Origin of the sequence: Bacillus sp. es.036, from assembly GCF_002563635.1 — a bacterium.
In the GTDB taxonomy this organism is placed as follows: Bacteria; Bacillota; Bacilli; order Bacillales; family Guptibacillaceae; genus Guptibacillus.
Genome location: NZ_PDIZ01000001.1, coordinates 753,834 through 779,327 on the forward strand (window position 1 = coordinate 753,834; position 25,494 = coordinate 779,327).

Annotated in this window: 23 protein-coding genes and 1 riboswitch; of the genes, 13 read left to right on the plus strand and 10 right to left on the minus strand. The window is 40.9% G+C overall.

Features of this window, described 5'->3' with window-relative positions:
* Nucleotides 1–161: 161 nt before the first annotated feature.
* The 3 genes from ATG70_RS03975 (at nucleotide 162) to asnB (ending at nucleotide 4,452) form a co-directional block, all read left to right on the plus strand.
* The gene (locus ATG70_RS03975; RefSeq protein ID WP_098443073.1) at nucleotides 162–1,493 is read left to right on the plus strand and encodes an FAD-dependent oxidoreductase; all 1,332 of its coding nucleotides are present in this window, start codon (nucleotides 162–164) and stop codon (nucleotides 1,491–1,493) included.
* Between the two features lie 16 nt (nucleotides 1,494–1,509).
* Complete coding sequence (locus tag ATG70_RS03980; RefSeq protein ID WP_098443074.1) at nucleotides 1,510–2,505, plus strand: class I SAM-dependent methyltransferase; 996 nt, start codon at nucleotides 1,510–1,512, stop codon at nucleotides 2,503–2,505.
* A gap of 105 nt (nucleotides 2,506–2,610) precedes the next feature.
* Entirely contained in the window at nucleotides 2,611–4,452 is a 1,842-nt protein-coding gene (gene asnB, locus ATG70_RS03985; protein ID WP_098443075.1) for an asparagine synthase (glutamine-hydrolyzing), read from the plus strand.
* A gap of 583 nt (nucleotides 4,453–5,035) precedes the next feature.
* Here asnB and ATG70_RS03990 read toward each other — a convergent pair.
* From ATG70_RS03990 to ATG70_RS04000, 3 genes are all read right to left on the minus strand, one after another.
* A complete protein-coding gene (locus tag ATG70_RS03990) occupies nucleotides 5,036–6,439 on the minus strand; it encodes an ammonium transporter (protein WP_098443076.1) in 1,404 nt (467 codons plus the stop codon).
* A 22-nt stretch (nucleotides 6,440–6,461) separates the two neighbouring features.
* A complete protein-coding gene (locus ATG70_RS03995) occupies nucleotides 6,462–6,803 on the minus strand; it encodes a P-II family nitrogen regulator (protein ID WP_098443077.1) in 342 nt (113 codons plus the stop codon).
* Between the two features lie 243 nt (nucleotides 6,804–7,046).
* Nucleotides 7,047–8,783 carry a glycoside hydrolase family 13 protein gene (locus tag ATG70_RS04000; protein ID WP_098443078.1) on the minus strand — a complete coding sequence of 579 codons (1,737 nt, stop codon included), beginning with the start codon at nucleotides 8,781–8,783 and terminating at the stop codon, nucleotides 7,047–7,049.
* Nucleotides 8,784–9,101: 318 nt separating this feature from the next.
* Between ATG70_RS04000 and ATG70_RS04005 the strand changes: the two genes are divergently transcribed.
* The 4 genes from ATG70_RS04005 (at nucleotide 9,102) to ATG70_RS04020 (ending at nucleotide 13,903) form a co-directional block, all read left to right on the plus strand.
* Nucleotides 9,102–10,385, plus strand: a complete 1,284-nt coding sequence (locus ATG70_RS04005) for an extracellular solute-binding protein (protein ID WP_098443079.1) — start codon at nucleotides 9,102–9,104, stop codon at nucleotides 10,383–10,385.
* Nucleotides 10,386–10,480: 95 nt separating this feature from the next.
* Entirely contained in the window at nucleotides 10,481–11,764 is a 1,284-nt protein-coding gene (locus tag ATG70_RS04010) for a carbohydrate ABC transporter permease (RefSeq protein WP_098443080.1), read from the plus strand.
* A gap of 1 nt (nucleotide 11,765) precedes the next feature.
* Nucleotides 11,766–12,608, plus strand: a complete 843-nt coding sequence (locus ATG70_RS04015) for a sugar ABC transporter permease (protein WP_098443081.1) — start codon at nucleotides 11,766–11,768, stop codon at nucleotides 12,606–12,608.
* Between the two features lie 254 nt (nucleotides 12,609–12,862).
* Nucleotides 12,863–13,903, plus strand: a complete 1,041-nt coding sequence (locus ATG70_RS04020; protein ID WP_098443082.1) for a LacI family DNA-binding transcriptional regulator — start codon at nucleotides 12,863–12,865, stop codon at nucleotides 13,901–13,903.
* 5 nt (nucleotides 13,904–13,908) lie between these two features.
* Here the strand turns inward: ATG70_RS04020 and ligD (ATG70_RS04025) are convergent, their stop codons facing one another.
* The 4 genes from ligD (ATG70_RS04025) to ATG70_RS04040 all read right to left on the minus strand — a co-directional run bounded on the left by ligD (ATG70_RS04025) (nucleotide 13,909) and on the right by ATG70_RS04040 (nucleotide 17,485).
* A complete protein-coding gene (gene ligD / locus ATG70_RS04025) occupies nucleotides 13,909–14,808 on the minus strand; it encodes a non-homologous end-joining DNA ligase (protein WP_179886179.1) in 900 nt (299 codons plus the stop codon).
* Entirely contained in the window at nucleotides 14,775–15,677 is a 903-nt protein-coding gene (gene ligD / locus ATG70_RS04030; protein ID WP_098443084.1) for a non-homologous end-joining DNA ligase, read from the minus strand. Before ligD (ATG70_RS04030) ends, ligD (ATG70_RS04025) begins: the two co-directional genes overlap by 34 nt.
* The gene (ku, locus tag ATG70_RS04035; RefSeq protein ID WP_257147761.1) at nucleotides 15,674–16,486 is read right to left on the minus strand and encodes a non-homologous end joining protein Ku; all 813 of its coding nucleotides are present in this window, start codon (nucleotides 16,484–16,486) and stop codon (nucleotides 15,674–15,676) included. Before ku ends, ligD (ATG70_RS04030) begins: the two co-directional genes overlap by 4 nt.
* A 129-nt stretch (nucleotides 16,487–16,615) precedes the next feature.
* The gene (locus tag ATG70_RS04040) at nucleotides 16,616–17,485 is read right to left on the minus strand and encodes an SDR family oxidoreductase (RefSeq protein WP_098443086.1); all 870 of its coding nucleotides are present in this window, start codon (nucleotides 17,483–17,485) and stop codon (nucleotides 16,616–16,618) included.
* A 143-nt stretch (nucleotides 17,486–17,628) separates the two neighbouring features.
* Between ATG70_RS04040 and ATG70_RS04045 the strand changes: the two genes are divergently transcribed.
* The 5 genes from ATG70_RS04045 (at nucleotide 17,629) to ATG70_RS04065 (ending at nucleotide 22,571) form a co-directional block, all read left to right on the plus strand.
* A complete protein-coding gene (locus ATG70_RS04045) occupies nucleotides 17,629–18,792 on the plus strand; it encodes a histidine kinase N-terminal domain-containing protein (RefSeq protein ID WP_098443087.1) in 1,164 nt (387 codons plus the stop codon).
* 36 nt (nucleotides 18,793–18,828) lie between these two features.
* Nucleotides 18,829–18,931, plus strand: a riboswitch (TPP riboswitch).
* A 140-nt stretch (nucleotides 18,932–19,071) separates the two neighbouring features.
* On the plus strand, nucleotides 19,072–19,764 hold the full coding sequence (gene tenA / locus ATG70_RS04050; RefSeq protein ID WP_098443088.1) for a thiaminase II: 693 nt from the start codon (nucleotides 19,072–19,074) through the stop codon (nucleotides 19,762–19,764).
* Nucleotides 19,761–20,339 carry an ECF transporter S component gene (locus tag ATG70_RS04055; protein WP_098443089.1) on the plus strand — a complete coding sequence of 193 codons (579 nt, stop codon included), beginning with the start codon at nucleotides 19,761–19,763 and terminating at the stop codon, nucleotides 20,337–20,339. The genes tenA and ATG70_RS04055 overlap by 4 nt, the downstream gene beginning before the upstream one ends.
* 11 nt (nucleotides 20,340–20,350) lie before the next feature.
* On the plus strand, nucleotides 20,351–21,799 hold the full coding sequence (locus tag ATG70_RS04060; protein ID WP_098443090.1) for an ABC transporter ATP-binding protein: 1,449 nt from the start codon (nucleotides 20,351–20,353) through the stop codon (nucleotides 21,797–21,799).
* Nucleotides 21,777–22,571: an energy-coupling factor transporter transmembrane component T family protein gene (locus ATG70_RS04065; protein WP_098443091.1), complete on the plus strand. Its 795-nt coding sequence runs from the start codon at nucleotides 21,777–21,779 to the stop codon at nucleotides 22,569–22,571. Before ATG70_RS04060 ends, ATG70_RS04065 begins: the two co-directional genes overlap by 23 nt.
* Nucleotides 22,572–22,616: 45 nt before the next feature.
* On the opposite strand, the gene ATG70_RS04070 is transcribed toward ATG70_RS04065, so the two are convergent.
* Together ATG70_RS04070 and ATG70_RS04075 are read right to left on the minus strand one after the other, a co-directional pair.
* Nucleotides 22,617–22,748, minus strand: a complete 132-nt coding sequence (locus ATG70_RS04070) for a DUF3941 domain-containing protein (RefSeq protein WP_098443092.1) — start codon at nucleotides 22,746–22,748, stop codon at nucleotides 22,617–22,619.
* An 80-nt stretch (nucleotides 22,749–22,828) separates the two neighbouring features.
* A complete protein-coding gene (locus tag ATG70_RS04075) occupies nucleotides 22,829–23,683 on the minus strand; it encodes a DegV family protein (RefSeq protein WP_098443093.1) in 855 nt (284 codons plus the stop codon).
* A gap of 281 nt (nucleotides 23,684–23,964) precedes the next feature.
* On the opposite strand from ATG70_RS04075, the gene ATG70_RS04080 reads away from it, so the two are divergent.
* Nucleotides 23,965–24,813: a YitT family protein gene (locus tag ATG70_RS04080; protein ID WP_098443094.1), complete on the plus strand. Its 849-nt coding sequence runs from the start codon at nucleotides 23,965–23,967 to the stop codon at nucleotides 24,811–24,813.
* 378 nt (nucleotides 24,814–25,191) lie between these two features.
* Here ATG70_RS04080 and ATG70_RS04085 read toward each other — a convergent pair whose 3' ends face one another.
* Nucleotides 25,192–25,452, minus strand: coding sequence for a NifU N-terminal domain-containing protein (locus ATG70_RS04085; protein WP_098443095.1), 261 nt, complete (start codon nucleotides 25,450–25,452; stop codon nucleotides 25,192–25,194).
* Nucleotides 25,453–25,494: the final 42 nt, after the last annotated feature.

The window sequence follows — 25,494 nt, forward strand, 5'->3', positions numbered from 1 at the left end:
TCTTTTTTTTGAGTAATCGAACTGGAAATATCGGTGTAGGATGCTCAACATTCAAACAGTCGTTTTATTCGCCGGCAGAGGCTATTTTCGAATGTGCTTTGACTGTTTCAAGCATTAATTGGAAGGGAATAGAAAAAGTAGCGAAGAAGAGGTGATGGTACATGGATTATGATGTGATGATCATTGGCGGAGGCATATCAGGCCTTACACTCGCTGTTAAATTAGGGCAGTGTAATGTGAAAACGCTATTAATTGAAAAAGATAAAAAGAGCGGGTTGATTTATAAAGGAGAACTGCTTCAGCCAAAGAGCCTTGAAGTTCTTGATCGGATTAATGTGCTAGAAGTTGTGAAAGAGAACGGGTTTCTTTTACCTTCGATTGAATTTTACGAGTATAACCAAACAGATGACGGATCAATGGAACAGCTGAGTGCGAATGAGTTCCGTTACGATGTGATTCCGTCTCCATACAACACGTCACTTATGATTCCACATGAGCGGCTAAAAGAGCTTTTGTTTCAAGAGGCTTCGAAATATGATTCGGTTGATTATATACAGCCGGCGAAATTAACGGGTTTTACTGAAGAAGAGCCTGAGAACAGGAAAGCCATTATTCAAACGAAAGAAGGAGAGCGTGAAATTCACGCAAACTTTTATATTGGCGCCGAGGGAAGGGCATCTCCGACAAGAACGGCAATGGAAGTTGAGATGAAGAATACGAAATACAATCATCATTTCTTAACAGTTTCGTTTCCGAGACCAGAAACGCTCGATCAGTCAACGATCATTACGACTCAAAATAAATTTGTGGGTCTTTTTCCGCTCCCAAACAACGAAGTGAGAAGCGTTCTCTTAATTAAACCAGGTGAATTTAAGACGATGCGAGAAGAGGGACTAGAATCGTTCTACCGTGCTTATTGTGAACTGATGCCTGAACTTGAAGGTTACGTGCATCAGATTGATACGTGGAAAAAGATTCAGCTCATGATTCCGGTTAGACACAATGTTTCAAATTACGTGAAGAATAATTTCATTTTAACTGGAGATGCAGCTCATAGTGTTCACCCTATGGCAGGTGAAGGCATGAACCTGGCGATTCAGGATTCAGACGTATTAGGAGAACTTCTCTGCTGGATGTTTCAAACAAATCAAACGGATTGGAAGCACCTAAAGTGGTATGAAAAAGTAAGAAAGCCGCGAGCAGAATATGTTTCAACATTAAGCCACCAGGCTGCATTGCTTTACTCATTTCCTTATCGTTCTTGGCAGAAGCTTCGTATAAAGGGAGTGAACCAAACGGAGCATTCCCCGCTCCTTCATTTTAAACAGATGCTGAATACGTCAGGGCTGGGAATATGGAAATTCACCTTATTGGATCGTATGAAACAAGCAGGATTCATTCCAGCTTCAATAGGGAATGGGAAATTAAGTAAATACCCTGAGGAGAAAATGATGTTTTCGAAAGAAGATGACTATCCGTGGTATCGCAAATGAGACGGGAGGAAGTAAAATGAAAGAAATAAAAAAGATCTGGCGTGCTCGAAAATGGATGAAAAGTAATGAGCCCTTTTTATATGCCTGGCACGCTCACGTAGGATATGTGCATGATTTATTTGATGAATTCGAATCCGGCTCAACCGTCTCAAGCGTTGCGACCAAACGAGACATGAATGAACTGCTTCTAACAAGATGGGCCGATGTTGGTGTGGCAATCGGTCATTTAACACATGAAAAGAATGGAAACATTCGTTCAAAGAAACATATGGTGGAGTCTATCTCCAAAAACAGTGACCAGTCTGTTGGCATTTTATTAAAAGAAATGATGGAATTACATATTCCGATTCTGCTTTCTTATCCGGACTTACTAAACAAAGATCAGCATGCCTTATATCAGGATGAAGATTATGGTGGAACTGTTGCAGCGACATCAAGCTTTATTGAACGTTTTGCTTTTCCAAAAATTTATCAAGCCATTAAATCAACAAATGCAAATTCTGTCATTGATTTTGGTGCAGGATATGCGGGTTATTTATCGCGTATTGGGGCGAAGCTTGAACATATGAAACTTGTTGGAATTGAGAAAAATCGATCGGTTTGTTTGGATGCAGAGGAGAACATCCATTTTCCGTTAAAATCACCGATTAACCTGTATCCTGATGATATGATGACGTGGAAGTGGGACGGGGAGCCATTTGATGTAGCCATGATGAACAATTTACTTTACTATTTTGCCCCTGAGGATCGAGTGAAGCTGTTTGAGAAAGCCTATGAAGTAACAGGGGAAAATGGTCAGCTTCTTATCATCACCCCAATGCATGAATCCAAACATGGCCTTGCCTTTTCAGCAGCGTTTAATAGCTTTATGAGTGCACACGATAATCTTTTTCCGCTGCCAAGTCGCAAGGAAATGGAAGAGCTCGCTGCTGAAACTGGATTTCAATTAAAGCAGGTAAAACCCGTTGTCAAAGAAGGCGCATGGTACTTCTTGCGTTTTCAAAAAGTGTGAGGCCTTTTAAAAGGTCTCTTTTTTTCGTTGTAACTGAGACATTTTGCACGAAACTTAGGCGTATGCATAATGTGAAAAGAGAGCAACGAGGGGAGGAAGATCTTTTTGTGTGGGATAACGGGATGGGTGGATTGGAAGAAAAGTCTAACAGGCGAAGAGAAAGTCCTCCAGCATATGGCGCAAACTTTATCAAAAAGAGGACCTGATGCATCAAACCATTGGGTTGATGGTCATTGTGGATTTGGTCATACGCGTTTAGTCGTTGTCGATCCGGCTGGTGGAAGTCAGCCGATGACAAGAAAACATGGTGAAATCAACTATACAATTTGTTATAACGGTGAGTTATACAATACAGAGGATTTACGCAAAGTTCTCCTCGGTAAGGGGTATACTTTCCAATCTCATTCAGATACGGAAGTTCTTTTAACATGCTATGTTGAGTGGGGAGAGCAGTGCGTGGATCATTTGAATGGCATATTTGCCTTTGGGATTTGGGATGGAGAACGTCTCTTTCTTGCAAGAGACCGACTTGGAGTTAAACCATTATTTTATCGTCAAAGTGGAAGTTCGCTTCAATTCGGATCTGAACTTAAAGCGATCCTTGCGCATCCAGACGTCAAGAAAGAGATCGACCGAAGTGGTTTACAAGAAATCTTTGGCCTAGGTCCATCTCGTACGCCAGGTCACGGTGTTTTTCGTGGAATCAGTGAGCTCCGGCCGGGGTTTGCTATGAAATTTGAACGGAGCGGAATTCGAATTTGGCGTTATTGGAATGTTGTCAGTACCGAGCACACGGATGACCTTGATACTACGGTGGAAAAGGTTGGCGATCTTTTAAAAGATTCGATTAAAAGGCAGCTTGTAGCGGATGTTCCCGTTTGCACGTTTTTATCCGGTGGGGTTGATTCTAGCGCGATTACTTCTGTTGCTAGAAGTGCATTTCAGGATGATGGGAAAGGTACGCTTCGTTCTTTTTCCGTAGATTATGTGGATAATGATAAATACTTTAAGAGTAGTGAATTTCAGCCTAATTCAGATGCGCCTTGGATTAAAAAGGTTTCAGCAGAACTTGCAACAGATCATACGAACTGTGTGATTGACACAGCTCAGCTTGTTCATCATCTAAAAGAAGCGATTGAATGTCGTGATCTTCCAGGCATGGCTGACGTCGATTCATCCTTGCTATGGTTCTCAAAAGAAATCAAAAAACACGCAACTGTAGCGCTATCTGGTGAATGTGCAGATGAGATCTTTGGTGGTTATCCTTGGTTTCATAAACCTGAACTATTAGATCAAGAACAGTTCCCATGGATGCGGTCCACTCTTGAAAGACAGGCGATGTTAAAAGAAGACGTTCGGAATAAGTTGAAATTAGAAGACTACGTGATTGAAAGGTATCGTGAATCGATTAAAGAAACCCCAGCGCTTGATGGCGAAAGTGAAATCGAAGCAAAAAGAAGAGCCCTCTTTTATTTAAATCTAAATTGGTTTATGACAACGTTACTTGAACGCAAAGATCGTATGAGCATGGGGGCTAGTTTAGAAGTTAGGGTGCCGTTTTCCGATCATCGAATCATTGAATACGTTTGGAATGTACCGTGGGAGATGAAGATGCTTGATGGAAGAGAAAAAGGGCTATTGCGTAAAGCGATGACTGGAACACTCTCGCATGATGTGCTCTACCGTAAAAAAAGCCCTTATCCTAAAACATATAACCCGGCTTATACGAAAGCTGTCTCTTCATGGCTTCAAGATACGCTCAATAATAAGCAGGCGCCACTCCTCGAATTAATCGATCAAAAAGTTGTTCAAGAAATTATCGATTCAGAAGGGAAAGCATTTAAAGTGCCTTGGTTCGGTCAACTAATGGCTGGTCCACAATTAATTGCTCACCTTGCTCAAATCAATTACTGGATGCAACATCATAACGTGAATATAGTAGATTAAGAAAAGGACCGGAGCGAGGTGCTCCGGTCCTTTTCTATTGGTGTTTATAGTTTAGGGCTTGAAGTGCCTGCCGTGTCTAAACGGGCGCTTCCGCTTTAAATGTCTAGCTGCGCGGGCCAAATCCTCCGGCTGTTTCGCTCTTTCGATTGAGACAAAAAGCGTCTCATTCGAAAGAGCTCCAACATCCTGCGGATTTAAACGGGCCCGCTCCGCTTTTCATGAGATCCAGCTGCGACTCGCAGAAACTGCGATATTTCACTCTTTCACCAGAACACAAAGGGCGTGTTCTAGTTCAAGAGTTCCAATATCTCCGTTTCTAAACGCTCGTCTTCGCCTTTCGTAGATCCAGCTGCAGTGGGCAGACACTCTGTCACTTCACCCTATAACTCGAACACAAAGACCGTGTTCAATTTATAGGGTTCCAGTGCCTGCCGTGTCTAGACGCCCACTTCCGCCTTTCGTGTCTAGCTGCAGCCTCCAGACCCTCGGTCACTTCACCTTTTCATCCGAACACAAAGACCGTGTTCAAATGAAAAGGCTCCAGTGTCTGCCGGGTCTAAACGGAGGCTTCCGCTTTTCGGTTTTACCCGCTGGTTTTTGCTTCGGCTTGTGGCTCTTTAACGCCTGGTTCGAGTCCGTTGAGTCTCTCGACTAGGCCGTGGCCGAATGGAGAAGGCGATGATGGGCTTTCGTTGTTGTTTAGAATGCCGCCTCTAAGCTCGTATGCTGTTGAGCCGTGCTCTGCGAAGTCAAGTCCTTGAATTTCTTCTTCACGAGAAACGCGGATTGATGAGAAACGTGTATAGATGAATAAAAAGGTACCAACAGTTCCCATTGTCCAGGCCATAACAGCTAGAATTCCGATTGCTTGAACGAGGATGAGTGATGCGCCGCCTCCGTAAAATAAGCCGCCATCGATAGCAAATAATCCGACTGCTAAAGTTCCCCATACCCCGCATACACCGTGAACCGCAATTGCTCCAACTGGATCATCTAATTTCACGCGGCGATCGATCAATTGAACGGCTTCGATTAGAATAACTCCAGAAATCAGACCGATAAACATAGCACCAATTGGGGATACGCTTGCTGTACCTGCTGTAATACCGACTAAACCAGCTAATGCGCCGTTTAGTGTTAAGGAAGCGTCAATTTGCTTATAGCGAATATAAGAATAAAGGGCACTGCCGATGACGCCACTTGAAGCTGAGAGAAGAGTGGTTGCTACGATAGTAGGAATAAGTGCGTCGCTTGCTGAAAGGGTACTACCTGCATTAAAACCAAACCAACCGAACCAGAGAATGAATACGCCAAGAGCGCCGAGTGGAATATTATGTCCTTGAATAACATTTACCTTGCCGTTCGAATATTTCCCAATACGTCCTCCGAGAAACGCTACGACAACAACTGCTCCAAGCGCACCAGTCATGTGAACGACCGTTGATCCTGCAAAGTCCGTGAATCCTAATTCTGCTAGCCATCCGCCACCCCAGATCCAGTGGCCTACGACAGGGTAGACAAATCCAATCATGATTACTGTAACAGCGATATAGCTAATCAGTTTCATTCGTTCAGCTACTGCGCCAGAAATAATCGTTGCACAAGTTGCTGCAAAGACGGCCTGGAATACAAAGAATCCAAGATTTTCAGATTGTCCAAAAAGAAAGAAGCCATCACTCCCAATAAACCCGCCCGCTGAAGAACCAAACATTAATCCATAGCCAACAATGAAGTAAAGAACTGCACCGATCGACATCGTTAGTAAGTTTTTCATTAAAATGTTTAATGCGTTTTTCGAGCGAGTAAACCCAGTTTCAACCATTGCGAATCCTGCGTGCATAAAGAATACGAGAAATGCAGCAATCATAATCCAGACGGTATCCATTGAAGCACTTAAGGCACTGACTTCTGTAGCATCACCTGCTGCGAAGACATGCCCACCTGAAAGAAGGAAGAGAAGAGCGAACAAACCAGTCATTTTTTTCATCGAATTTATCATCCTTTTCTTATTATTTAAATGCCGTTAGTCCATGTTCACCAGATCGTATGCGAATAACATCCTCAACTGGATAGACAAATATTTTCCCGTCCCCAACTTCTCCAGTTGCACATATATCTCGAATATTCTTCACCACATGATCAAGGAGATGGTCGTCGAAAATGAGCTCTACTTTAATTTTTGCTTGAAGTGAGACTTCGAAGTGACTTCCTCTAAACACACCTGTTTGCTTTTTTTGTAATCCGCATCCGGCTACCTCGGAAACGGTCATCCCGGTGATTCCCTCATCTCGCAATCGATCTCTCAGATCCTGGAATGCTTCAGGACGAATAATAGCTTCTACTTTTTTCATGTAAGACCCTCCATGTCAGTTTTTCTAACATTGCCTTTTTTCTATATCCTAATGTTATGCTCAGAAAACGTGAAATTCAAGTTTATTTTTAGAAAATTTAAAATACTTTGTTAGAAAATCTTACTATGGCAAAAAGTAATTATCAGAATATTTAAGGCGTGGTAAGGGTGGTTGCGCTTACAGGGTAGGTAGAACGTAGGAAGCAAAAAAATCTCCCGGATTCAATATCCGAGAGATTCCTCCTTAACTTAAAAGCAATACCGCATAGCCAAATGATTTGAGATGAAGTGGAGAACCGTGCTCATAGTGACTGCCCAGTATACTTTTAGATTTTTCTTTCAAGTTAGAAAGATCAACATCTACTTCATTTGATGAATTGTTTAACAGAAAGAGAAGTGTTTCATCGTTCCCTTGCTTCTTGTATTGAATTAGCGTTTCATTTGAATCGATAATTTTAAAATTTCCGCCATTGCCAAATGCGGAGTGCTGTTTTCGAAGAGAGAGAATTTCTTTTAAGAATTCAAAAAGCTCGGTATCCTGTTCGTTCTCGTACCAGATCATGCATTCGCGACATCCAGGATCTGCGCCACCTTTCATGCCAATTTCATCACCATAATAGATGCATGGCGTTCCCGGAAAGGAGAATTGAAGGAGGTACATGAGTTTGACAACTTCTTTTTTTTCTTTCGCTAACGTTAAAAGTCTTGGTGTATCATGACTTCCTAATAAATTAAACGCAACCTCATTGACATTAGCGGGGTAAGAGTGAAGCAGTGAAGAGAGACGGTCTCCCATCGTTTCGGCAGTGATCGTGTTAGAGGCGTAATGGTCAAGAAGGGCAGACGTTAGAGGATAGTTCATCACAGCATCAAACTGATCCCCCTGTAGCCAAGGCATCGAATCGTGCCAAATCTCCCCAAGAATATAAAGCTCTGGTTTAACTTTCTTTACTTCTTTCCTAAATTCGCGCCAGAAACGATGATCAATCTCATTGGCGACATCTAAACGCCAACCGTCAATATCGAACTCTTCAATCCAATAGCGACCAACTTGAAGTAAGTACTCTCTTACTTCTGGATTTTCTGTGTTTAATTTAGGCATTTTTGCTTCGAAAGCAAATGTATCATAGGAAGGCAGAGGCTTTGTTTCAATTGGATAAGATCGGACGTGAAACCAGTCTTTATAACGAGACTGTGCACCGTTTTTTAGTAAATCTTGAAACGGTTCGAAGTAATAGCCGCTATGATTGAAAACAGCGTCTAGCATCACTTTGATTCCCCGCTCATGACAGGCATCTACGAGTTTTTTAAACGTTTCTTTATTTCCAAATTGAGGATCAATCTCCATATAATCAATCGTATCGTATTTATGGTTTGATTCAGCTTTGAAAATAGGGGTGAAATAAATCCCGTTTATTCCAAGCTCGATCAAATGGTCAAGGTGGTCTAAAACTCCTTGAAAGTCGCCACCAAAAAAGTTATTTTGCTGAGGAGGATATTCACCCCATGGCAGTGTTCCTTTCGGGTTTAGCGAAGCATCACCGTTTGCAAATCGCTCAGGAAAGATTTGATACCACACTGTATCCTTCACCCAATAAGGCGCAGTGAAAACATCAGCAGGATTGAGAAAAGGAAAACTAAAATAGTCATTTGTGTCTTCAGGTTGTTTTTCATAGAAGCCTTTTTCTGTATAGAAATAAGTTTCATCCTTATCTTCAAGATAGAATCCGTATCGTAAACGGCGATAAGGCGGTTTGATCGTTATGGTCCAATAATCAAAGAGTGAATCTGAACCGCTGACAACTAGCTGCTGAGACGTAAATTGCCATTTGTTATTTTGCCAGTCGTAGGGGTCGCCATAATTGAGTGAGACTGAAGTAAGATCGTCTTTTTTTGTCCGAATCATAACATGTAGTGTTTCTTGATCATAAGCATAAGCATAGTTGTTCTTTGGACGGTGATAGATGGCTTCTTTAAGCATAAAAGATATACCTCCTCGTGCAATCGTTTGCATTTAGTTTTAAAAAAATCACCCTAGCTTTTTGTGATAGAAGAAAGGCGTGTAATGTTTCTTCCCTATCAAATGTAGAAGATCAATCGCTTCTAGTCAAATGTAAAAAATAAGGAGGGTATGGTATTTCGAAAAAATTTCGAAAAAATTTTGAAAAAACTTTGTGCAAACGGTTGCGAAAAAATAATAGGCATGTATAATAGGTTATAGATAGTCAGTGCAATCGTTTTCACGTAAATCAATGTAAGCGGTTGTATGATGATCGAAAATTTAAGAGGGGGTTAACACATGAAACGCTTTTTCGCTTTGTTTCTTACTCTAGTTCTTGCAATCGGCGTTCTTGCAGCATGCGGACCGCAAAACAATGAAAACGCTTCAAGTAACGGTGGAGGCAGTGATTCTGAAGGGGATGACGCTAACAAACCTGAGAAGCTCGTTGTTTGGGAAGATACAGATAAAGGGATTGCGCTTGAACCGGCAATTGCTAGTTTTGAAGAAGAGTATGGTATTAAAGTTGAATTTAAAGAACTAGGTATGGCGGATGAAATTAGAGAACAAATTCGTCTTGACGGCCCAGCAGGTACTGGACCTGATGTTATTACACTACCACACGATCAAATTGGACAAGCTGCGGTTGAGGGACTTATTTCTCCAATCGAAGTTGAGCAGTCCGTTGTTGATACATTTACAGAATCTTCTATTCAAGCAGAAAATTTTGATGGAAAGCTATACGGACTACCAAAAGCAACAGAAACACCTGTTTTTATTTACAACAAAGAACTTATGGACAAAGCACCAGAATCCATGGATGAAGTCTATGATTTCGCAAAAGATTTTACAAAAGACAAGCAGTATGGCTTCTTAGCACTTTGGGATAATTTCTATTTTGCAAACGCTGTCTTGGCTGGTTATGGTGGCTATGTCTTTGATCGCACAGATGATGGCCTGAATCCGGAAGATATCGGTCTGAACAATGAAGGTGCAGTAGAAGGTACTGAGTACATTCAGAAATGGTATGAAGAAGGGCTATTCCCTAAAGGTCTTATTGGTGAAAACGGTGGATCAACGATGGACGGTCTCTTTAATGAAGGAAAAGCCGCTTCTGTTATGAACGGACCATGGTCTTTCCAGGGTTATAAAGATGCTGGAATTGATATTGGTGTAGCACCAATGCCTAAACTTCCAAATGGCGAAAACTTTAAAACATTTATCGGTGTTAAAGGTTGGCACGTAAGTAATTTCTCTGAGAACAAAGAGTGGGCTACAAAGCTAGTAGAATGGTTAACAAACGAGGAGAATGCGAAGATTCGTTATGAAGAAACAGCTGAAATTCCTCCAGTTAAATCACTGATTGAAGATCCAGTTATTGCTGATAATGAAGGTGCTTCTGCAGTTGCAGTTCAATCTCAATATGGTGTTCCTATGCCTAACATTCCAGAAATGGCAGAAGTATGGGAGCCGGCAGCATCAGCCCTTCAACTAGTTGCTACGAAAAAGCAAGAGCCAAAAGCTGCACTAGATGAAGCAACAAAAACAATTAAGTCTCAAATCGAACAAAATCACAGCAACTAATGAGTTGAAAATTCAAAGCGGTACTCCGGAAACGGGGTACTGCTTCTCACTTTAAAGCTAGAAAAGTGGGGAGAAGAAAGGGGATTGCCATCACGATGGAGGCAACTGAACGTCAAACCAAGCATCGCAAAACAGCATTAGCACTTTCAATCATACCTGGATTTGGTCAGTTTTATAACAAGCAAATCCTCAAAGGACTAATGTTCTTTATTCTAACTGTTTCCTTTGCAGTTGCTTTTGCTGACTTAATCAACATTGGATTATGGGGGATCGTTACGTTAGGAGAACAGCTACCGCGAGATCATTCCATCTTCTTGTTAACACAGGGAATTATCGCTGTCCTTGTTATCCTAATCGGATTGGTTATTTACTTCTTAAACCTGAGGGATGCGTACTTGAACGGAAGAAATCGTGATCTTGGCATTCCTCTAAATTCTGTGAGAGAGCAATATCGAAATGTTGCAGATCAAGGATTTCCTTATTTAATGTTAACACCAGGCTTTTTCTTGTTAATCTTTGTTGTTATTTTTCCGATATTGTTTGTTATTTTGCTTTCATTTACAAACTACGATCTCTATCATTCTCCACCAGCTAATTTAGTAGACTGGATCGGGATTCAAAACTATATTGATATATTTAAATTAGATATATGGCGCGATACATTTTTGGATGTATTTTCGTGGACGATCGTTTGGACATTTGTTGCAACGACTGGACAAATTGCGATTGGCATTTTTCTCGCTGTCTTAATGAATCAGAAAGACCTTAAATTTAAAGGCATTTTCAGAACAATCTTTATCTTGCCATGGGCCGTACCAGCATTCGTATCTATTCTTGTGTTTGCAGGGATGTTTAATGAAACGTTTGGTGCGATAAACAATGACATTTTAGCAGCGTTCGGTATCGATGCGATACCATGGCTTACAGAGCCATTCTGGACGAAAATTGCTTTAATTTTGATACAGTTCTGGCTTGGATTTCCGTTTATTTTTGCAATGGTGACAGGTGTACTGCAATCGATTCCAGATGAGTTATATGAGGCTGCAACAGTTGACGGAGCGAACATGTGGCAGAAGTTCAGAGGAATTACGCTTCCAATGGTGCTGTTTGCCATCGCTCCAATCTTAATCACGCAATACACGTTTAACTTCAATAACTTTAATGTTATTTACCTGTTTAACGGCGGTGGGCCTGCAGTATCAGGTCAAACAGCTGGTTCCACTGACATTTTGATCTCGTGGATTTACAAGCTAACATTTACTTCCGCACAATATGGTAAAGCTGCCGCAATTACTATGATACTATCAGCGATCGTGATCGGTGTTGCACTGTGGCAGTTTAGAAGAACGAAATCATTCCAAGAAGAGGATATGATGTAATATGAGTCCAAAAATGCAGAATACCTTACGCTTAACCTTGTCCTATATTGCCATCGCGATTGCATGCGTCATTATTTTATATCCAGTTCTCTGGATCGTTGGATCATCGTTTAATCCTGGAGATAGCTTATCTGGCTCATCGATTATTCCAAAAGATGCAACGCTTGATCACTACAAATCGTTATTTAATACAGAAGAAAGTGACTATCTACTCTGGTACTGGAACACACTTAAGATTTGTATCATTACTATGATTCTAGCTGTATCTATGATTTCTTGTATGGCCTATGCTTTCTCACGTTATCGCTTTGTTGGTCGTAAAAATGGATTGATGACTTTCTTAATCCTTCAAATGATCCCGAACTTTGCGGCACTCATTGCGATTTACGTTCTAGCTTATATTACCGGATTATTAGATACACACTTTGCATTAATCCTTGTTTATGCAGGTGGGTTACTTCCGATGAATACGTGGTTAGCGAAAGGTTATTTTGATACGATTCCTAAAGAACTTGACGAGTCAGCACGTATTGATGGAGCAGGGCACTTTCGGATCTTCTGGCAAATCATTTTGCCGCTTGCGAAACCGATTCTTGCTGTAGTAGCGCTTTTCAGCTTCATTACGCCGTTTACGGACTTTATCCTTGCTCAAGTTATCCTTAGAAGTGAAGAGAAATTCACGCTTGCTGTTGGATTGTATAAAATGATTTCTGATCAGTTCGGGAATGAGTTTACAACATTTGCTGCTGGATCTGTTTTGATCGCTATTCCAATTTCCATCCTATTCCTATCGCTTCAACGCTACTTTATTTCTGGCCTAACTGCCGGAGGAACAAAAGGATAGATATCAGACTGGAGAAAGAAGATGAAGAGGAAAGCTTCTCTTATTCCTTCTTTCTCTTTTTTATCTTAACCTTACGGGTGAAAAACCTACCTAATAAATACCGATTGAGCCATTTAGGTGTGGGTATATGATTCTGTAGGTTAGGCAGAGATGTTTTTTTAGTAAGAAATCGTTTACAATAAGTGATTAGGTCATGATTAATGAAATCGTGCTAGGCGCTAAAGTGCTACTAGCTTTGTATAGGAGGAATTCCAATGGCTGTAACGATAAAAGATGTAGCAAAACTTGCGAATGTCGCACCTTCTACAGTGTCGCGCGTTATCGCAAACAATCCCAGAATTAGTGAACAAACGAAACGCCGTGTAAGAGAAGCAATGGAAGAGCTTGGCTATCATCCTAACTACAATGCAAGAAGTCTTGCCAATCGGAGTACCCAAACAATTGGTCTTGTGATGCCAAGTTCTGCCGATAAAGCTTTACAAAATCCATTCTTTCCTGAAGTTCTTCGTGGGATTAGCACGAAGGCGCACGAAAAAGAATATACTCTTTACCTTTCAACAGGCGCAACTGAAGAAGAAATGCTGCAAGGGGTTATGGGGATGGTCCACGGTCGGAGAGTGGATGGAATCGTCATGCTGTACTCAAGAATCGATGATAAAATCATGGCGTTTCTTGAGGAACAGAACTTTCCATTTACAGTGATTGGCAAGCCATTAGTGAATCCTGATTCCATTACTCACGTCGATAATGACAATTTTCGAGCCGCGAAAGATGTGACCGATCACTTTATAGGAAAAGGTCACAAGCGGATTGCGTTTGTCGGAGGGAATTTAGATCTTGTTGTAACAGTGGATCGATTAAGCGGGTATGAAAAGGCACTACGAGAAGCTGATATTCCTTACAGTGATGATTATGTCGTACACGTAGAGTTTCTTAAAGAGGGTGGACATGAAGCCGTAATGGAGCTGTTTTCATTAGAAAAACCACCAACCGCGCTCGTTGTAGCCGACGATCTAATGGCCTTAGGAATCATGAGTAAATTAGATGAAATGGGACTATCAGTGCCTCATGATGTTTCCATCATTAGCTTTAACAATGTTATGCTAGCCGAATATGCTAGCCCCCCATTAACGTCTGTGGATATTAATATTTTTCAACTAGGCTATCAGGCCGTTAATTGCTTACTTGAAAAAATCGATGACAATGAGATGGCGAGTAAGCGAGTCTGCATACCGCATCAAGTCGTAGATCGGTGGTCAGTCAGAACGCTCAACGAAAGCGAAAAAGTAAACTAACCGTCTTATAGATGGTTAGTTTTTTTGGTGAGTAGCCAGTCTAATATTTCTTTTAAGGGTTGCTGATCTCTTGCCTTTTCATAATCGCGGAATGGTGTCAATTTACGCTTTAACACGCGTTCCATTGAAAAATCAGTAGGCGTTAATCCATCTTTTAATTCATTCCATTCAATTGGTGCGGCAACTAACCCTTCAGCATTTCCACGAGGGGAATACGGTGCAATGATTGTTTTACCTGAAGCATGTTGGACATAGTCAATATAAAGTCGCTCATTTCGGTTCTTTTTAAGACGCTCAATTGTGAATAAGTTAGGGTTCGTTTCAACTAAGAATTTTGCCATAAATGCAGTAAATACCTTTGTTTGTTCATAAGTGAACGTATCGATTGGAAGCGGAATATGAATTTGAAGTCCTTTGTTTCCTGATAGTTTCAAAAAACCTGTTAAATGAAGGCGATCAAGGTTGTCTTTTATTTGTTTTGCGGCGAGCACCGCTAGATGAAACGCCTCATTAGAAGGAGGATCAAGGTCAAAAACAATTTCGGAGGGCTTTTCGGTTTGATAGGTAGAGAAAGGAATATGAAATTCAATTGCAGCCTGGTTACCAAGCCATAGCAAGGAAGGTAGATCCGAGCAAATAATGTAATTGTTATCTTGGTGCTCAACTGTTTTAATAAAGTCTGGAGCGTATTCAGGACAGTTTCTCTGATAAAAGGCTTCTCCGTTAATACCATCAGGATACCGAATGACCGTTAACGGTTTGTTATGTAAAAATGGAAGCATTAGGGGAGAGATTCTAGCTAAATAATTCAAATAGTCAGCTTTGGTAACGCCTTTCCATAGAAGCTTCTCCGCATTCGTAATCGTAAGCTCTACATCTCCCACAGTGATTGAATGTTGTCCCATGTACAATCCTCCCATGATCGATCAAAACAAAACTGATGAAACCGCGGGTGTCTCAACTTTTCTTTATATAGATCAAGGTATTTAAGCTGAATGACTATGCCTGGATCTACATACGTTAAACCAGCTTTTTCGTATACTTTATTACGTTTCATCACTTCAAATAAAGCTGTTCTTTCTTCTGAACGGAGCCCGTGTGTAAAATTCGCCACTTGATAAATATCACCCGATCGCTTAACAGCTGTATGAAAATACCCGTTTGTTTGATCGTATGCATGCAAGAAAACAGTAGCAAGTTTCCAATTTTTCACCTTTAACCAGTTTTTCGTTCGTTTTCCAGGAGAATAGATGCTGTCAGCTTTTTTGCAAACCATTCCTTCCCCGTTGTGAGAGGTAATCAAATTCCATAGGGGATCGGCATGAGTGTATGAAACAACATAATAAATACTGTTGTTCGAAGGGATTTTTTTCATGATTTTTTGAAGATATGTCTTTCTATTGATTAGTGGAGTTGATAAAAAGACATCATTGTTTAATTCTATAAGATCAAACGCCATAAACGAAAGGTTATCTTCTTGACCGGTATGAAGGGCTTCAAAATTTGCGAAATATTTATTTTTTAACACACACACTTCACCATCTAAAACGCAAAATGAAATGTTAGTCTCTTTAAACAATTTGATAAGCGAGTGATGCAACAATTGAAATTTCTTATTAAAATTGTGACCATTTCGACTCGTTAACGTTATCGTATTCCCATCCCAGTATAAGAATGTACGATAGCCATCATATTTCACCTCATACAACCAGTTTGCTGTATCGGGAATTGAGGCGGTAAGTGTAGGGAGCATAGGAAGATAAGTTGAAGTCATTTAGCGACCTTCTTTTTCCTTGGTGCAGCTTTTTTCTTTTTTGGGGGCGCCTTAGGACTTGTATCTAAGCTTGCTTGTAGGGCATCCATGAGATCGGCAACATTTCTTTTCGGTTTTTCTTCCACAACTTTTATTTCATTCCCAGAAATCTTGCTCTCAATAAGGGCTAATATCGCTTCACGTCGCTCATCTTTGTATTGAGAAGGATCAAATTTTGTCGTTAGTTGCTCGATTAACTGTTTTGCCAACTTCTTTTCTTTATCGCTAACTTCGAGTTCTTCGGGTATATCTGGAACATTATCGATTTCCCTTACTTCATCAGGGAAGTACATCGTTTCAAGCATCAAACCTTTGTCATATACTCGCACCGCTGCAAGGTGTTCTTTAGAGCGTATCGTTATTTTAGCGAGCCCAATTCTCCCAGACTCTTCCATTGCTTGTTTTAACAGCATATACGGTTTACTTCCGTGATCATTTGGACCGATAAAATAGGAGCGATTGAAATAGATTGGATCAATGTCATTTAATTCAACGAAATCTACAATTTCAACTGATTTGTTTTTTTCATGAGCCAGTGCTTCAATCTCATCCTTTTCCATGATGACGAACTTACCATCTTCGTATTCATAACCACGCACAATATCTTCTGATTCTAACGGTCGATCACAATTTGGGCATCGCTTTTCATATTGGATCGGAGTATGACATTCCTTATGAAGGTAGCGCATCTTAATATCCTTATCCTCTGTCGCAGCATAAAGCTTAACAGGTATATTAACCAATCCAAAGCTAATAGCCCCCTTCCACATCGTATGCAACACACTCACCCTTTCCAATTCTTTTCACTTAGTTTCTCACAAGAATCAAAAATCATAATAGAAAAAAATGGTGGGAAGTATTGCAGTCGGTTAGCAAAAAAACCTCCAGTGGAGGTTTTTTTAAGAAGTAACGTATTGTCCGCCATTAATGTGGATGGTTTGACCAGTCATATAGGAAGAATCATCCGAGCCAAGAAGGACGTAAGCCGCAGCTAATTCCTCGGGCTGACCCGGTCTTCCCATTGGTGTATTCGTTCCAAAGTTCTTTACTTTTTCAGCAGAAAACGTTGAAGGGATTAGCGGTGTCCAAATGGGGCCAGGTGCAACGCTGTTCACCCTGATTCCTTTACCTACAAGTGATTTCGCGAGACTTCTCGTGAATGTTGTAATCGCTCCTTTTGTACTAGAATAGTCAATGAGCTGTTCATTTCCCTCATAAGCCGTAACGGAAGATGTGTTAATAATCGCACTACCTTTCTTAAGGTGAGGAAGCGCTGCTTTCGTTAAATAAAACATCGAAAAGACGTTCGTTCGAAAAGTCTTTTCAAGTTGCTCGGCTGTAATTTCTTCAATGCTCTGCTTAGGGTGCTGTTCAGCTGCATTGTTAATTAGAATATCCAATTGTCCGAAGTGTTCAATCACCTGATTGATCACGCTTGTCGCAAAGCGTTCATCTCCAATATCTCCAGGTAATAATAAGCACTGAGCACCTTCATCTTCTATTTGTTTCTTCGTATTCTGTGCATCTTCATGTTCGTCCAAGTAGACGATGGCTACATGAGCACCTTCCTTCGCATAAGCGATTGCAACTGCTTCGCCAATTCCGCTATCTCCTCCAGTAATGAGGGCAACTTTACTTGTTAATTTTCCAGAACCCTTGTAGTCTTGGTCCTCTGTAAGGGGGAGGGGGTTCATTTCTTTTTCAGATCCTGGTTGGTGATTTTGATGCTGGGCAGGTTGTCCTTCAGTTTGTCTAAAATCCGGTCGCATGTTAGCACTCCTTTTCCTTTGCCTTTATGTAAGAGTTTACCAATAAAAATCTTTTCTAAACCTAATGTGGGAGAAGTAATGATGACCTTTCCATTACATGATAAAATGAAGCATACTTAAATGTAGTTTGTGAGGCGAAAGGCATGAATGTTGATTTAAAAGAATCGGAATTTAAAGAACAGCTCGCTTCGTTTTTAGAAGAGAGTCAGCCCCAAATTGTTGAAAAATGGTTGGTGGGGGCAAAAATTTCTCCTGATGATCCTTACTATGAAGAAATCATAAAAAATGGAAAGCGCACGGTTGAACTGATTTCTCGCTATATTCGAGTGCAGGATGAAAATTGGATCATCACGCTAACGAAAAAAATTGCTAATGAACGAATTGAGGCAAATGTTAATATAGGCGAATTTATTGCGAATATTAACTTCGGTCGATCCGTTGTGCTCTCAGTTCTACATGAGTCATCTTTTAACAGAAATGAATTGTCGCAAGGACTGCAAATTATAAATAATTACTTTAACGCTTATTCTTATCATTCGGTTACGGAATATACGAAGCTGAAAGATCATATTATTCAGGATAAAAATAAATTTATTCAAGAAATGCACAGCGATCGGTTAACCATTCTTGGCCAACTTGGGGCGAGTTTTGCCCATGAGTTTCGTAATCCCTTAACCTCAATTAAAGGGTTTTTGAAACTAATTGAAGATGAGTGTGAAGCGAATCACCCCTCAGGAAAGCATTATTTTGAAATACTTAACAGTGAAATGAAGAGTCTGGAAGAAAAGGTAAGTCAATTTCTCTTTTTATCGAAAATGCGCGGAATCGATGATCGCCCTCTGTCTTTAAACTTAAGTGGTTTATTACGATACACTATCGACATTCTTTATCCACGTCTTCTTGAATCAAATATAGAAGTCGATACCGACATTGCTGACGATATTCCGTTATTTGGCGTTGAAGAGCAAATGAAACAGGTGGTTCTTAATATCATGATTAACTCCATTGAAGAGTTAAATGAAAACATCATCGAGAAACGAAAAATTCAGGTAAAGGCAAAAGAAAATCACGGAAGAATCACGGTAGAAATTTCGAATAATGGACGTCAAATACCATCGCATCTTGTTGAAAGCATCTTTCAACCGTTTATTAGCACGAAGAGGCTAGGAACAGGACTAGGGCTCTCGGTTTGCAAACAAATTATTGAAAAGCATGAGGGTGTCATCTCCGTTACGTCCAATCCTGAACAAACAACTTTCGTCATCGGGCTTCCAGTGATGGTTGACAAAGGTGTCAAAGAAGAGTAGTTTAATAGTATCAAACGATTACATGTAAAGCTTTTATATATCCACTAGGGGAGTCATTTTAATGACTGAGACAGGTGTACCTGGACCCTTTGAACCTGATCTGGTTAGCGCCAGCGGAGGAAAGTGGAGACGGATGCCACCGCAGCCGCTCCATTTCTGGAGTGGCTTTTTGACGTAGAAAAAACGTTGAAAGCGAGTTGCTTCAGAAATGACGGATCAACGGTATTCAAGCTCCTTTCCTCTTCATCAGGTGGATGAAAAGCGGAGAGGAGTTTTTTTATGTCATTTACGCAACAGTTAAGAGAAGAAGCGGCACCGATTTTTGAGGCGATTTTCAACCATCCATTTGTGAGAGGAATCGCAGAAGGAAAGTTAGAGAAGGAACAATTAGTACACTACGTAAAGCAGGATTTTGAGTATTTGAATACGTTTGTAAGAATCTATGGCATTGCGTTATCAAAGTGTGAAAATCGAGAAGAAATGGCACTTTTCAATGAGCAAATATCTTTTGTCCTTCATAGTGAGATTCATCCACATAACAATTTATGTCGCGCCGCTGGCGTTTCTTATGAAGAGCTACAAGGCTATCCACTTGCGCCGACGTCACACCATTATACGAGACATATGCTTGATGCCGCCCATTCCGGAACGCTAGGTGAAATTATTGCAGCGCTTCTACCATGTCCTTGGACTTACCTTGAGATCGGTCAGCGATTAATGGAAGAGGTAAACCCTAAAGAAGATCATCCTTTTTATGATTGGATCACGTTTTACGGAGAGAAATCAATGGAACCTGTTACCGATCAACTTAGAGGGATACTTGACGGCTGGGCTGAAACGGCACCAGAACGAGAGTTAAAGCGAATCAAAGACTATTTCATGCTTAGCTGTCAGTTGGAATATGGTTTTTGGGAAATGGCTTATCAAGTGGAAGAGTGGCCAGTAGCGATACAAAAAGGTGAGCGCGTATGAAACGATTAAAGCTTTCAGATATTTTAATAACAATTGTGATTGCCCTGGTGTTTGGGATTATTTATAAACTATGGGGACCGGTTTACACCATTTTAAAACCTTTTGGACTACATGTTGGGGACGTCATTTACGGTATGTGGTTCATTGCGGGAACAGTTGCGATTCTTCTTTTACGTAAGCCAGGAGTCGCTTTACTAGCGGAAACCGCTGCTGCATCTGGAGAGTTTCTCGTTGGATCAGAATACGGTTTATCTGTTCTTCTATATGGAATCGTACAAGGACTAGGAACGGAATTAATGTTTGCTTTATTTGGTTACAAACGATACACCGCTTTTGTTGCAGCACTTGGAGGAATTGCTGCAGCGGTAGGCTCATTGGTCATGGATGCTGCCTATGGCTATGTGATGGATCTCGCGCTTTGGAATTTACTTCTTCTTATCGGCGCCCGTTTGTTAGGTGGCTTTTTGATAGCCGGAATTCTTGCCTATTTTCTTGTTGAGGCTTTAGAGAAAACCGGCGTAACCACCTTAATTAGACCTGCAAGCGATGAGGATTACAAGGCGTTGGATCAGTAAGGAGTGGTAACATGAAAGTTGGCGTATCAAATCTTCGTGTAAAGTACGCAGGAGCAAAAACGTTATTGTTTAACAACTTGTCACTTCAAGTTAAAGAGGGAGAAAAAGTCTTATTTCTTGGACCTAGTGGTTGTGGCAAGTCGACACTGTTACAAATTTTATCTGGGTTAATTCCGAATGCCGTTCCAGTTCCGATGAAAGCGGATCAAGTGAAAACCCCTGAGTCTTCGGGCGTCGTCTTTCAAGATCCAGATTCTCAATTTTGCATGCCTTATGTAGATGAAGAGATGGCTTTCGTTCTCGAGAATCGAGCAGTACCTCAACCTGAAATGAAGAAGTTGATTCGTCTCTATCTTCATAAAGTGGGTCTTTACTTTTCTGATCCACATGTTGAAATAAGCTCTCTTTCTCAAGGGATGAAACAGCGTCTCGCCATCGCTTCTATGCTTGCTCTTGAACCAGATGTTATCTTTTTAGATGAACCAACAGCATTGCTCGATCCTGAAGGAACAACGGAAGTGTGGAATACGATAAAGCAAATCAATGAAAAACAAACGATGATCATCGTGGAACATAAAATTGATGAAGTGATTCACTTTGTTGATCGAATTGTGCTATTTGATTCAGAAGGAAAGATGATTGCTGATGCCGATCCTAAAAGTGTGTTTTCATTTTATAAGCCTAAACTAAAGGAATACGGCATCTGGTACCCGGGCGTTTGGGATGAACATAGAGAAGAAAAGAAGCTTCCAGCCCCTTATGTAAAAGGACAGCAGCTGATGGTCATCCATCAGCTTCAAGGCTACCGAGGAAAAACGCCAAAAATTGAAGTATTAGATGCGGTCGCTCATGAGGGCGAATGGATTGTGGTTACAGGTAAAAATGGAGCTGGGAAGAGTTCATTTCTGTTAAGTTTGATGAATGTAATGAAAACAACAGGTACGAAAAGCGTAAGAGGGCAATTAAAAACAATCAAGGCATCGCGAGAGCAGCTTGCTTTTGTTTTTCAAAATCCAGAATTTCAGTTTGTTACAAATTCCGTTTATGATGAGCTTGCTTACTCGCTTGAAATGATGGACGACAAGAAGGTAGCAGAAAAGGTGAAGAACTGGCTAGAGGCTTATGAGTTACATCACGTTCAAACCCTCCATCCTTATCAGCTTTCTACAGGTCAAAAGAGACGGCTAAGCGTGGGGACGGCATTGTTTGGGAATCAACCTGCTTTGTTGTTAGATGAACCAACATTTGGACAGGATGCAAGCAATACATTTAAGCTTCTAGCTTTATTTGAACAATTAAGGTCTAAGGGTATGTTAATAATAATGGTTACGCATGATGAGATGATTGTGCAAAACTATGCTACGAGAGAATGGGTCATACATGAGGGGAAGCTGATAGAAGATAGGGAGTTAGAACGTCGGGAAGAGGAGGAACGTCATGCAGTGGACTCTACAATATGAAGAAACCTGGCTTCATCGCTTAAACCCTGCCTTTAAATTGGTTTTCTTTCTTTCACTATTTCTCACTCTCTTGTTTGTTCATAATCCGAATGTGATGAGCAATTTAACCTTTGTACCATTCATTCTAGTTTTGTTTGCAACAGGACATCGAAGGATCGTCATAGCGCTATTGCTTATCCCGTTTTTATTATTATTTTTCTCAAGTGCATCGAGCATGATGTTTTTTGGGCAGGGGTCCACAACATGGTGGAGATGGGGGATTATTCACATTACGGAAGAAAGCTTTTTTCGAGGGCTGCACATTGGATTTCGAGCTTTAAATTTTGCTCTTTTAGGTTTGTTATTTGCGCTTACGACCCGACCTGTCTTTCTATTTTATTCTCTCATTCAACAGCTTAAAGTGCCGCCGAGGTTTGCCTATAGTTTCATGGCAGCTGTGCGAATTCTTCCCGTAATGGTGGAGGAGTTCCAGCAGCTTAGGGCTGCTTTATTAATTCGAGGAGTGAAAAAGAAAAAAGGGCTGCGACGCGTCACGCAATCCATTATGCTCTACGCTGTTCCGCTACTCTCACAAAGCATTCGTAGAGCTCATCGGATTGCTGTTGCGATGGAAGCGAAGCAGTTTAATAATAAAGAGAGAACGTATTATTACAACCAGACTTTTTCGAAAGTAGACATTTATTTTGTTCTCTATATCATAGCGGGCTTTTGTCTCTCATATTGGATCGGTTATACGTTCCCATACTTTGAGATAACAGATGTTCGAAATTAAGAAACCAGCTAGTTAAACTAGCCGGTTTCTTCGTGTTTTAAAGCCTTATAAATGATCGGTGTCTTTTGAATATTGATGTTTACCGCCTTCACGGTTTTCTTCTTTTAACCTGTTTTTTAACATTCGTTTAGCGTTTTTATCAACAGGTTTTTTGTTGTTATCTTTTGTCGATGACAATTCAAGTCCTCCCTTGCTGTCAGGATGGCCATGCACATTTATAGAGTACACGATAATGCGACATCCTATGTAAAAGGAAGCTACTTATTTAGGAAAAATAAAGCAAGCGTGCCTGGACCCGAGTGAGAACCGATCGTTGCGCCTACTTCATGAATGACGAAGCGTTCACTACCATATGTTTCTTGAATCGCGCTTTTTAACTTTTCGGCGCTTTCAAGATCGTCACCGTGAGAGATACCGATTAATTGAGACTGTAGATTGACACCGCGTTCTTGCATGATCTCGACCATCCGCTTTGTCACTTTGTTTTTACCACGTATCTTTTCAATTGGGATAAGCTTTCCATCATCCACATGAAGCACTGGTTTGATTTTTAACATTCCGCCAAAGAAGGCAGAAGCTTTACTTACTCGACCGCCACGCTGAAGAAATTCGAGGTCATCTACTGTGAAAATGTGTTCCATATGCGTTAAATAATCGCTGTGCAAGCTTTCAGAAATTTGTTCAAAGGATTTCCCGTTCTCAGCAAGCTCTGCAGCATGAATCGCCATAAGTCCATAACCAAGTGACGCTGCCTTTGAGTCAATCACTTCCATTTGAACGTTGGGGAATTCTTCCTGGACTTCATTTTTTATAATAGCAGCAGATTGATACGTTCCAGAGATACCTGATGATAGGGCGATATAAATGAATGGCTGACCTTTTTCGGCATATTTCATAAACGTTTCTTTTATTCTTGCTGGAGGAATTTGCGACGTTTTAGCCATAGTTCCTTCACGTAACAGTTTGTACAATTCTTTCGCCTGAATTTCTTCTCGGTCATAATATTCTTCCTGGCCAATGATGACCATTAAAGGCATGATTTCAATTTGGTGCTTTTTCACAAGATCCTCAGGTAAATCTGAGGCGCTATCCGTAATAATTTGAACGTTCATATTGGACCATCGTCCCTTCATCAATTATTAAATACGTATGTAGATTGAAGCTTGTTTTCTTAAAGTTTATCCCCTAGTCCAATGGAAATCAATCCTATTAAAGAAGTTGAATAGAAAACAGTTGACGTAGTTGAAATTGTTTGTTTAGATAAACATGGCAAAGTCGAAGGGTTTATTTGAAACCTAACGATGAACGACAAAGTGTTTGAGCGAAAAAAATGATTACGTGAGAACTCAACTAAAATTCTGTAAACGAGTTAAAGCTCTGTTTCAAAAAGAAGGTGCTATGTTTGGAAGAAGTAAAAAAAATTATTATTATTCTCTTAGGTGCGGTTCTCGGGGCTGTTTCTCTTAACTTGTTTCTAATTCCTGCAAATGTGTATGCGAGCGGGTTTACAGGGATCGCGCAGCTCATTTCAAGCGTACTAAGTGACTATACACCACTTAACATCTCGACAGGTATTCTGCTCTTGTTACTCAATATTCCTGTTGCCATTCTTGGATGGAAGAAAGTAGGGAAGTCCTTTACATTATATAGTGTGATTAGCGTAGGGGCTACCACTATATTCCTTGAAATCATTCCGGTCCAAGCGCTTTCAGAGGATATTTTGTTAAATGCTGTATTTGGAGGCGTCATTGCAGCGATTGGTATCGGTTTTACGTTAAAATGGGGGGCTTCTACGGGCGGAATGGACATTGTCGCTATGATCCTTTCTAGAATGAAAGATCGTCCGATTGGTACGTATTTCTTTAGCATGAACGCGTTGATTATTCTAACAGCGGGAATGCTGTACGGCTGGGAAAAAGCGCTTTACACGCTCGTTACCTTATATGTATCCTCTCGCGTGATTGATGTCATTCACACTCGTCACGAAAAACTAACGGCCATGATCGTAACAGCGAAAGGTGACGAAATGCAAAAAGCCATTCACGATCGTTTAGTAAGAGGAATCACCAAGCTTCCAGCCAAAGGAGCCTACCGCGGTGAACCAAAAGAAATGCTTATGATCGTCGTCACAAGATATGAACTCTATGACCTTGAACACATCATTCAAGACATCGACCCAACCGCCTTCACCAACATCGTCAACACCACAGGCATATTTGGTTTCTTTAGAACGGATGGTTAGAAAAGCGGAAGTGGGCGTTTAGACACGGCAGGCACTGGAGGCATCCAAATTGAACACGCCCTTTGTGTTCGAGTTGGATGGTGAAGTGACCGAGTGTCTGCCCACTGCAGCTGGATCAAAGAAATGCGGAGACGAGCGTTTAGAAACGGAGATATTGGAACTCTTGAACTAGAACACGCCCTTTGTGTTCTGGTGAAAGAGTGAAATATCGGAGTTTCTGAAAGTCGCAGCTGGATCAAGAAAAGGGGAAGCGTCCGTTTAGCCTCGACAAGAGCTGGAGTCTTATCACCGAAACACTCCCTAAAAGCTCTCATTAAAAAACGAAAAACCCATAATCAACAAAAAAGTTCCTCAGGATTACCCCTGAGGAACTTTTTTCTATGCGTTATTAGAGATGGTTTCCTTTACTTCAGGAAGTAAAGTTTCCCAGTCCGCTTCAGGCATTTTGTTAATCGTAATGAAATCCTGGTAACCAAATACATTATCCACGCCTTCTAATTTTAGAAGGGCAGCTGCCATCGCATGGTCAGGGGTGTCGTTCTTCTTAAAAGAGTGACTTGAAGACCCTTCAAAAAGCTGCTGATCGGCAGTAATTTTAACTGCATTTGGATTTGGTGTTCGGTCTACGCGTAGTTCCATAGTATACGCCTCCTTTCGCTTTCATCTATTAGTGTATCAGAA

Excerpts from the sequence above, each read along its gene's own strand:
- ATG70_RS03975 (WP_098443073.1), top strand. The coding sequence starts at position 162 with ATGGATTATGATGTGATGATCATTGGCGGAGGCATATCAGGCCTTACA.
- ATG70_RS03980 (WP_098443074.1), top strand. The coding sequence starts at position 1,510 with ATGAAAGAAATAAAAAAGATCTGGCGTGCTCGAAAATGGATGAAAAGT.
- ATG70_RS03990 (WP_098443076.1), bottom strand. The coding sequence starts at position 6,439 with ATGAAAAAAATGACTGGTTTGTTCGCTCTTCTCTTCCTTCTTTCAGGT.
- ATG70_RS03995 (WP_098443077.1), bottom strand. The coding sequence starts at position 6,803 with ATGAAAAAAGTAGAAGCTATTATTCGTCCTGAAGCATTCCAGGATCTG.
- ATG70_RS04000 (WP_098443078.1), bottom strand. The coding sequence starts at position 8,783 with ATGCTTAAAGAAGCCATCTATCACCGTCCAAAGAACAACTATGCTTAT.
- ATG70_RS04005 (WP_098443079.1), top strand. The coding sequence starts at position 9,102 with ATGAAACGCTTTTTCGCTTTGTTTCTTACTCTAGTTCTTGCAATCGGC.
- ATG70_RS04010 (WP_098443080.1), top strand. The coding sequence starts at position 10,481 with ATGGAGGCAACTGAACGTCAAACCAAGCATCGCAAAACAGCATTAGCA.
- ATG70_RS04015 (WP_098443081.1), top strand. The coding sequence starts at position 11,766 with ATGAGTCCAAAAATGCAGAATACCTTACGCTTAACCTTGTCCTATATT.
- ATG70_RS04020 (WP_098443082.1), top strand. The coding sequence starts at position 12,863 with ATGGCTGTAACGATAAAAGATGTAGCAAAACTTGCGAATGTCGCACCT.
- ligD (WP_179886179.1), bottom strand. The coding sequence starts at position 14,808 with ATGGGACAACATTCAATCACTGTGGGAGATGTAGAGCTTACGATTACG.
- ligD (WP_098443084.1), bottom strand. The coding sequence starts at position 15,677 with ATGACTTCAACTTATCTTCCTATGCTCCCTACACTTACCGCCTCAATT.
- ku (WP_257147761.1), bottom strand. The coding sequence starts at position 16,486 with ATGTGGAAGGGGGCTATTAGCTTTGGATTGGTTAATATACCTGTTAAG.
- ATG70_RS04040 (WP_098443086.1), bottom strand. The coding sequence starts at position 17,485 with ATGCGACCGGATTTTAGACAAACTGAAGGACAACCTGCCCAGCATCAA.
- ATG70_RS04045 (WP_098443087.1), top strand. The coding sequence starts at position 17,629 with ATGAATGTTGATTTAAAAGAATCGGAATTTAAAGAACAGCTCGCTTCG.
- tenA (WP_098443088.1), top strand. The coding sequence starts at position 19,072 with ATGTCATTTACGCAACAGTTAAGAGAAGAAGCGGCACCGATTTTTGAG.
- ATG70_RS04055 (WP_098443089.1), top strand. The coding sequence starts at position 19,761 with ATGAAACGATTAAAGCTTTCAGATATTTTAATAACAATTGTGATTGCC.
- ATG70_RS04060 (WP_098443090.1), top strand. The coding sequence starts at position 20,351 with ATGAAAGTTGGCGTATCAAATCTTCGTGTAAAGTACGCAGGAGCAAAA.
- ATG70_RS04065 (WP_098443091.1), top strand. The coding sequence starts at position 21,777 with ATGCAGTGGACTCTACAATATGAAGAAACCTGGCTTCATCGCTTAAAC.
- ATG70_RS04075 (WP_098443093.1), bottom strand. The coding sequence starts at position 23,683 with ATGAACGTTCAAATTATTACGGATAGCGCCTCAGATTTACCTGAGGAT.
- ATG70_RS04085 (WP_098443095.1), bottom strand. The coding sequence starts at position 25,452 with ATGGAACTACGCGTAGACCGAACACCAAATCCAAATGCAGTTAAAATT.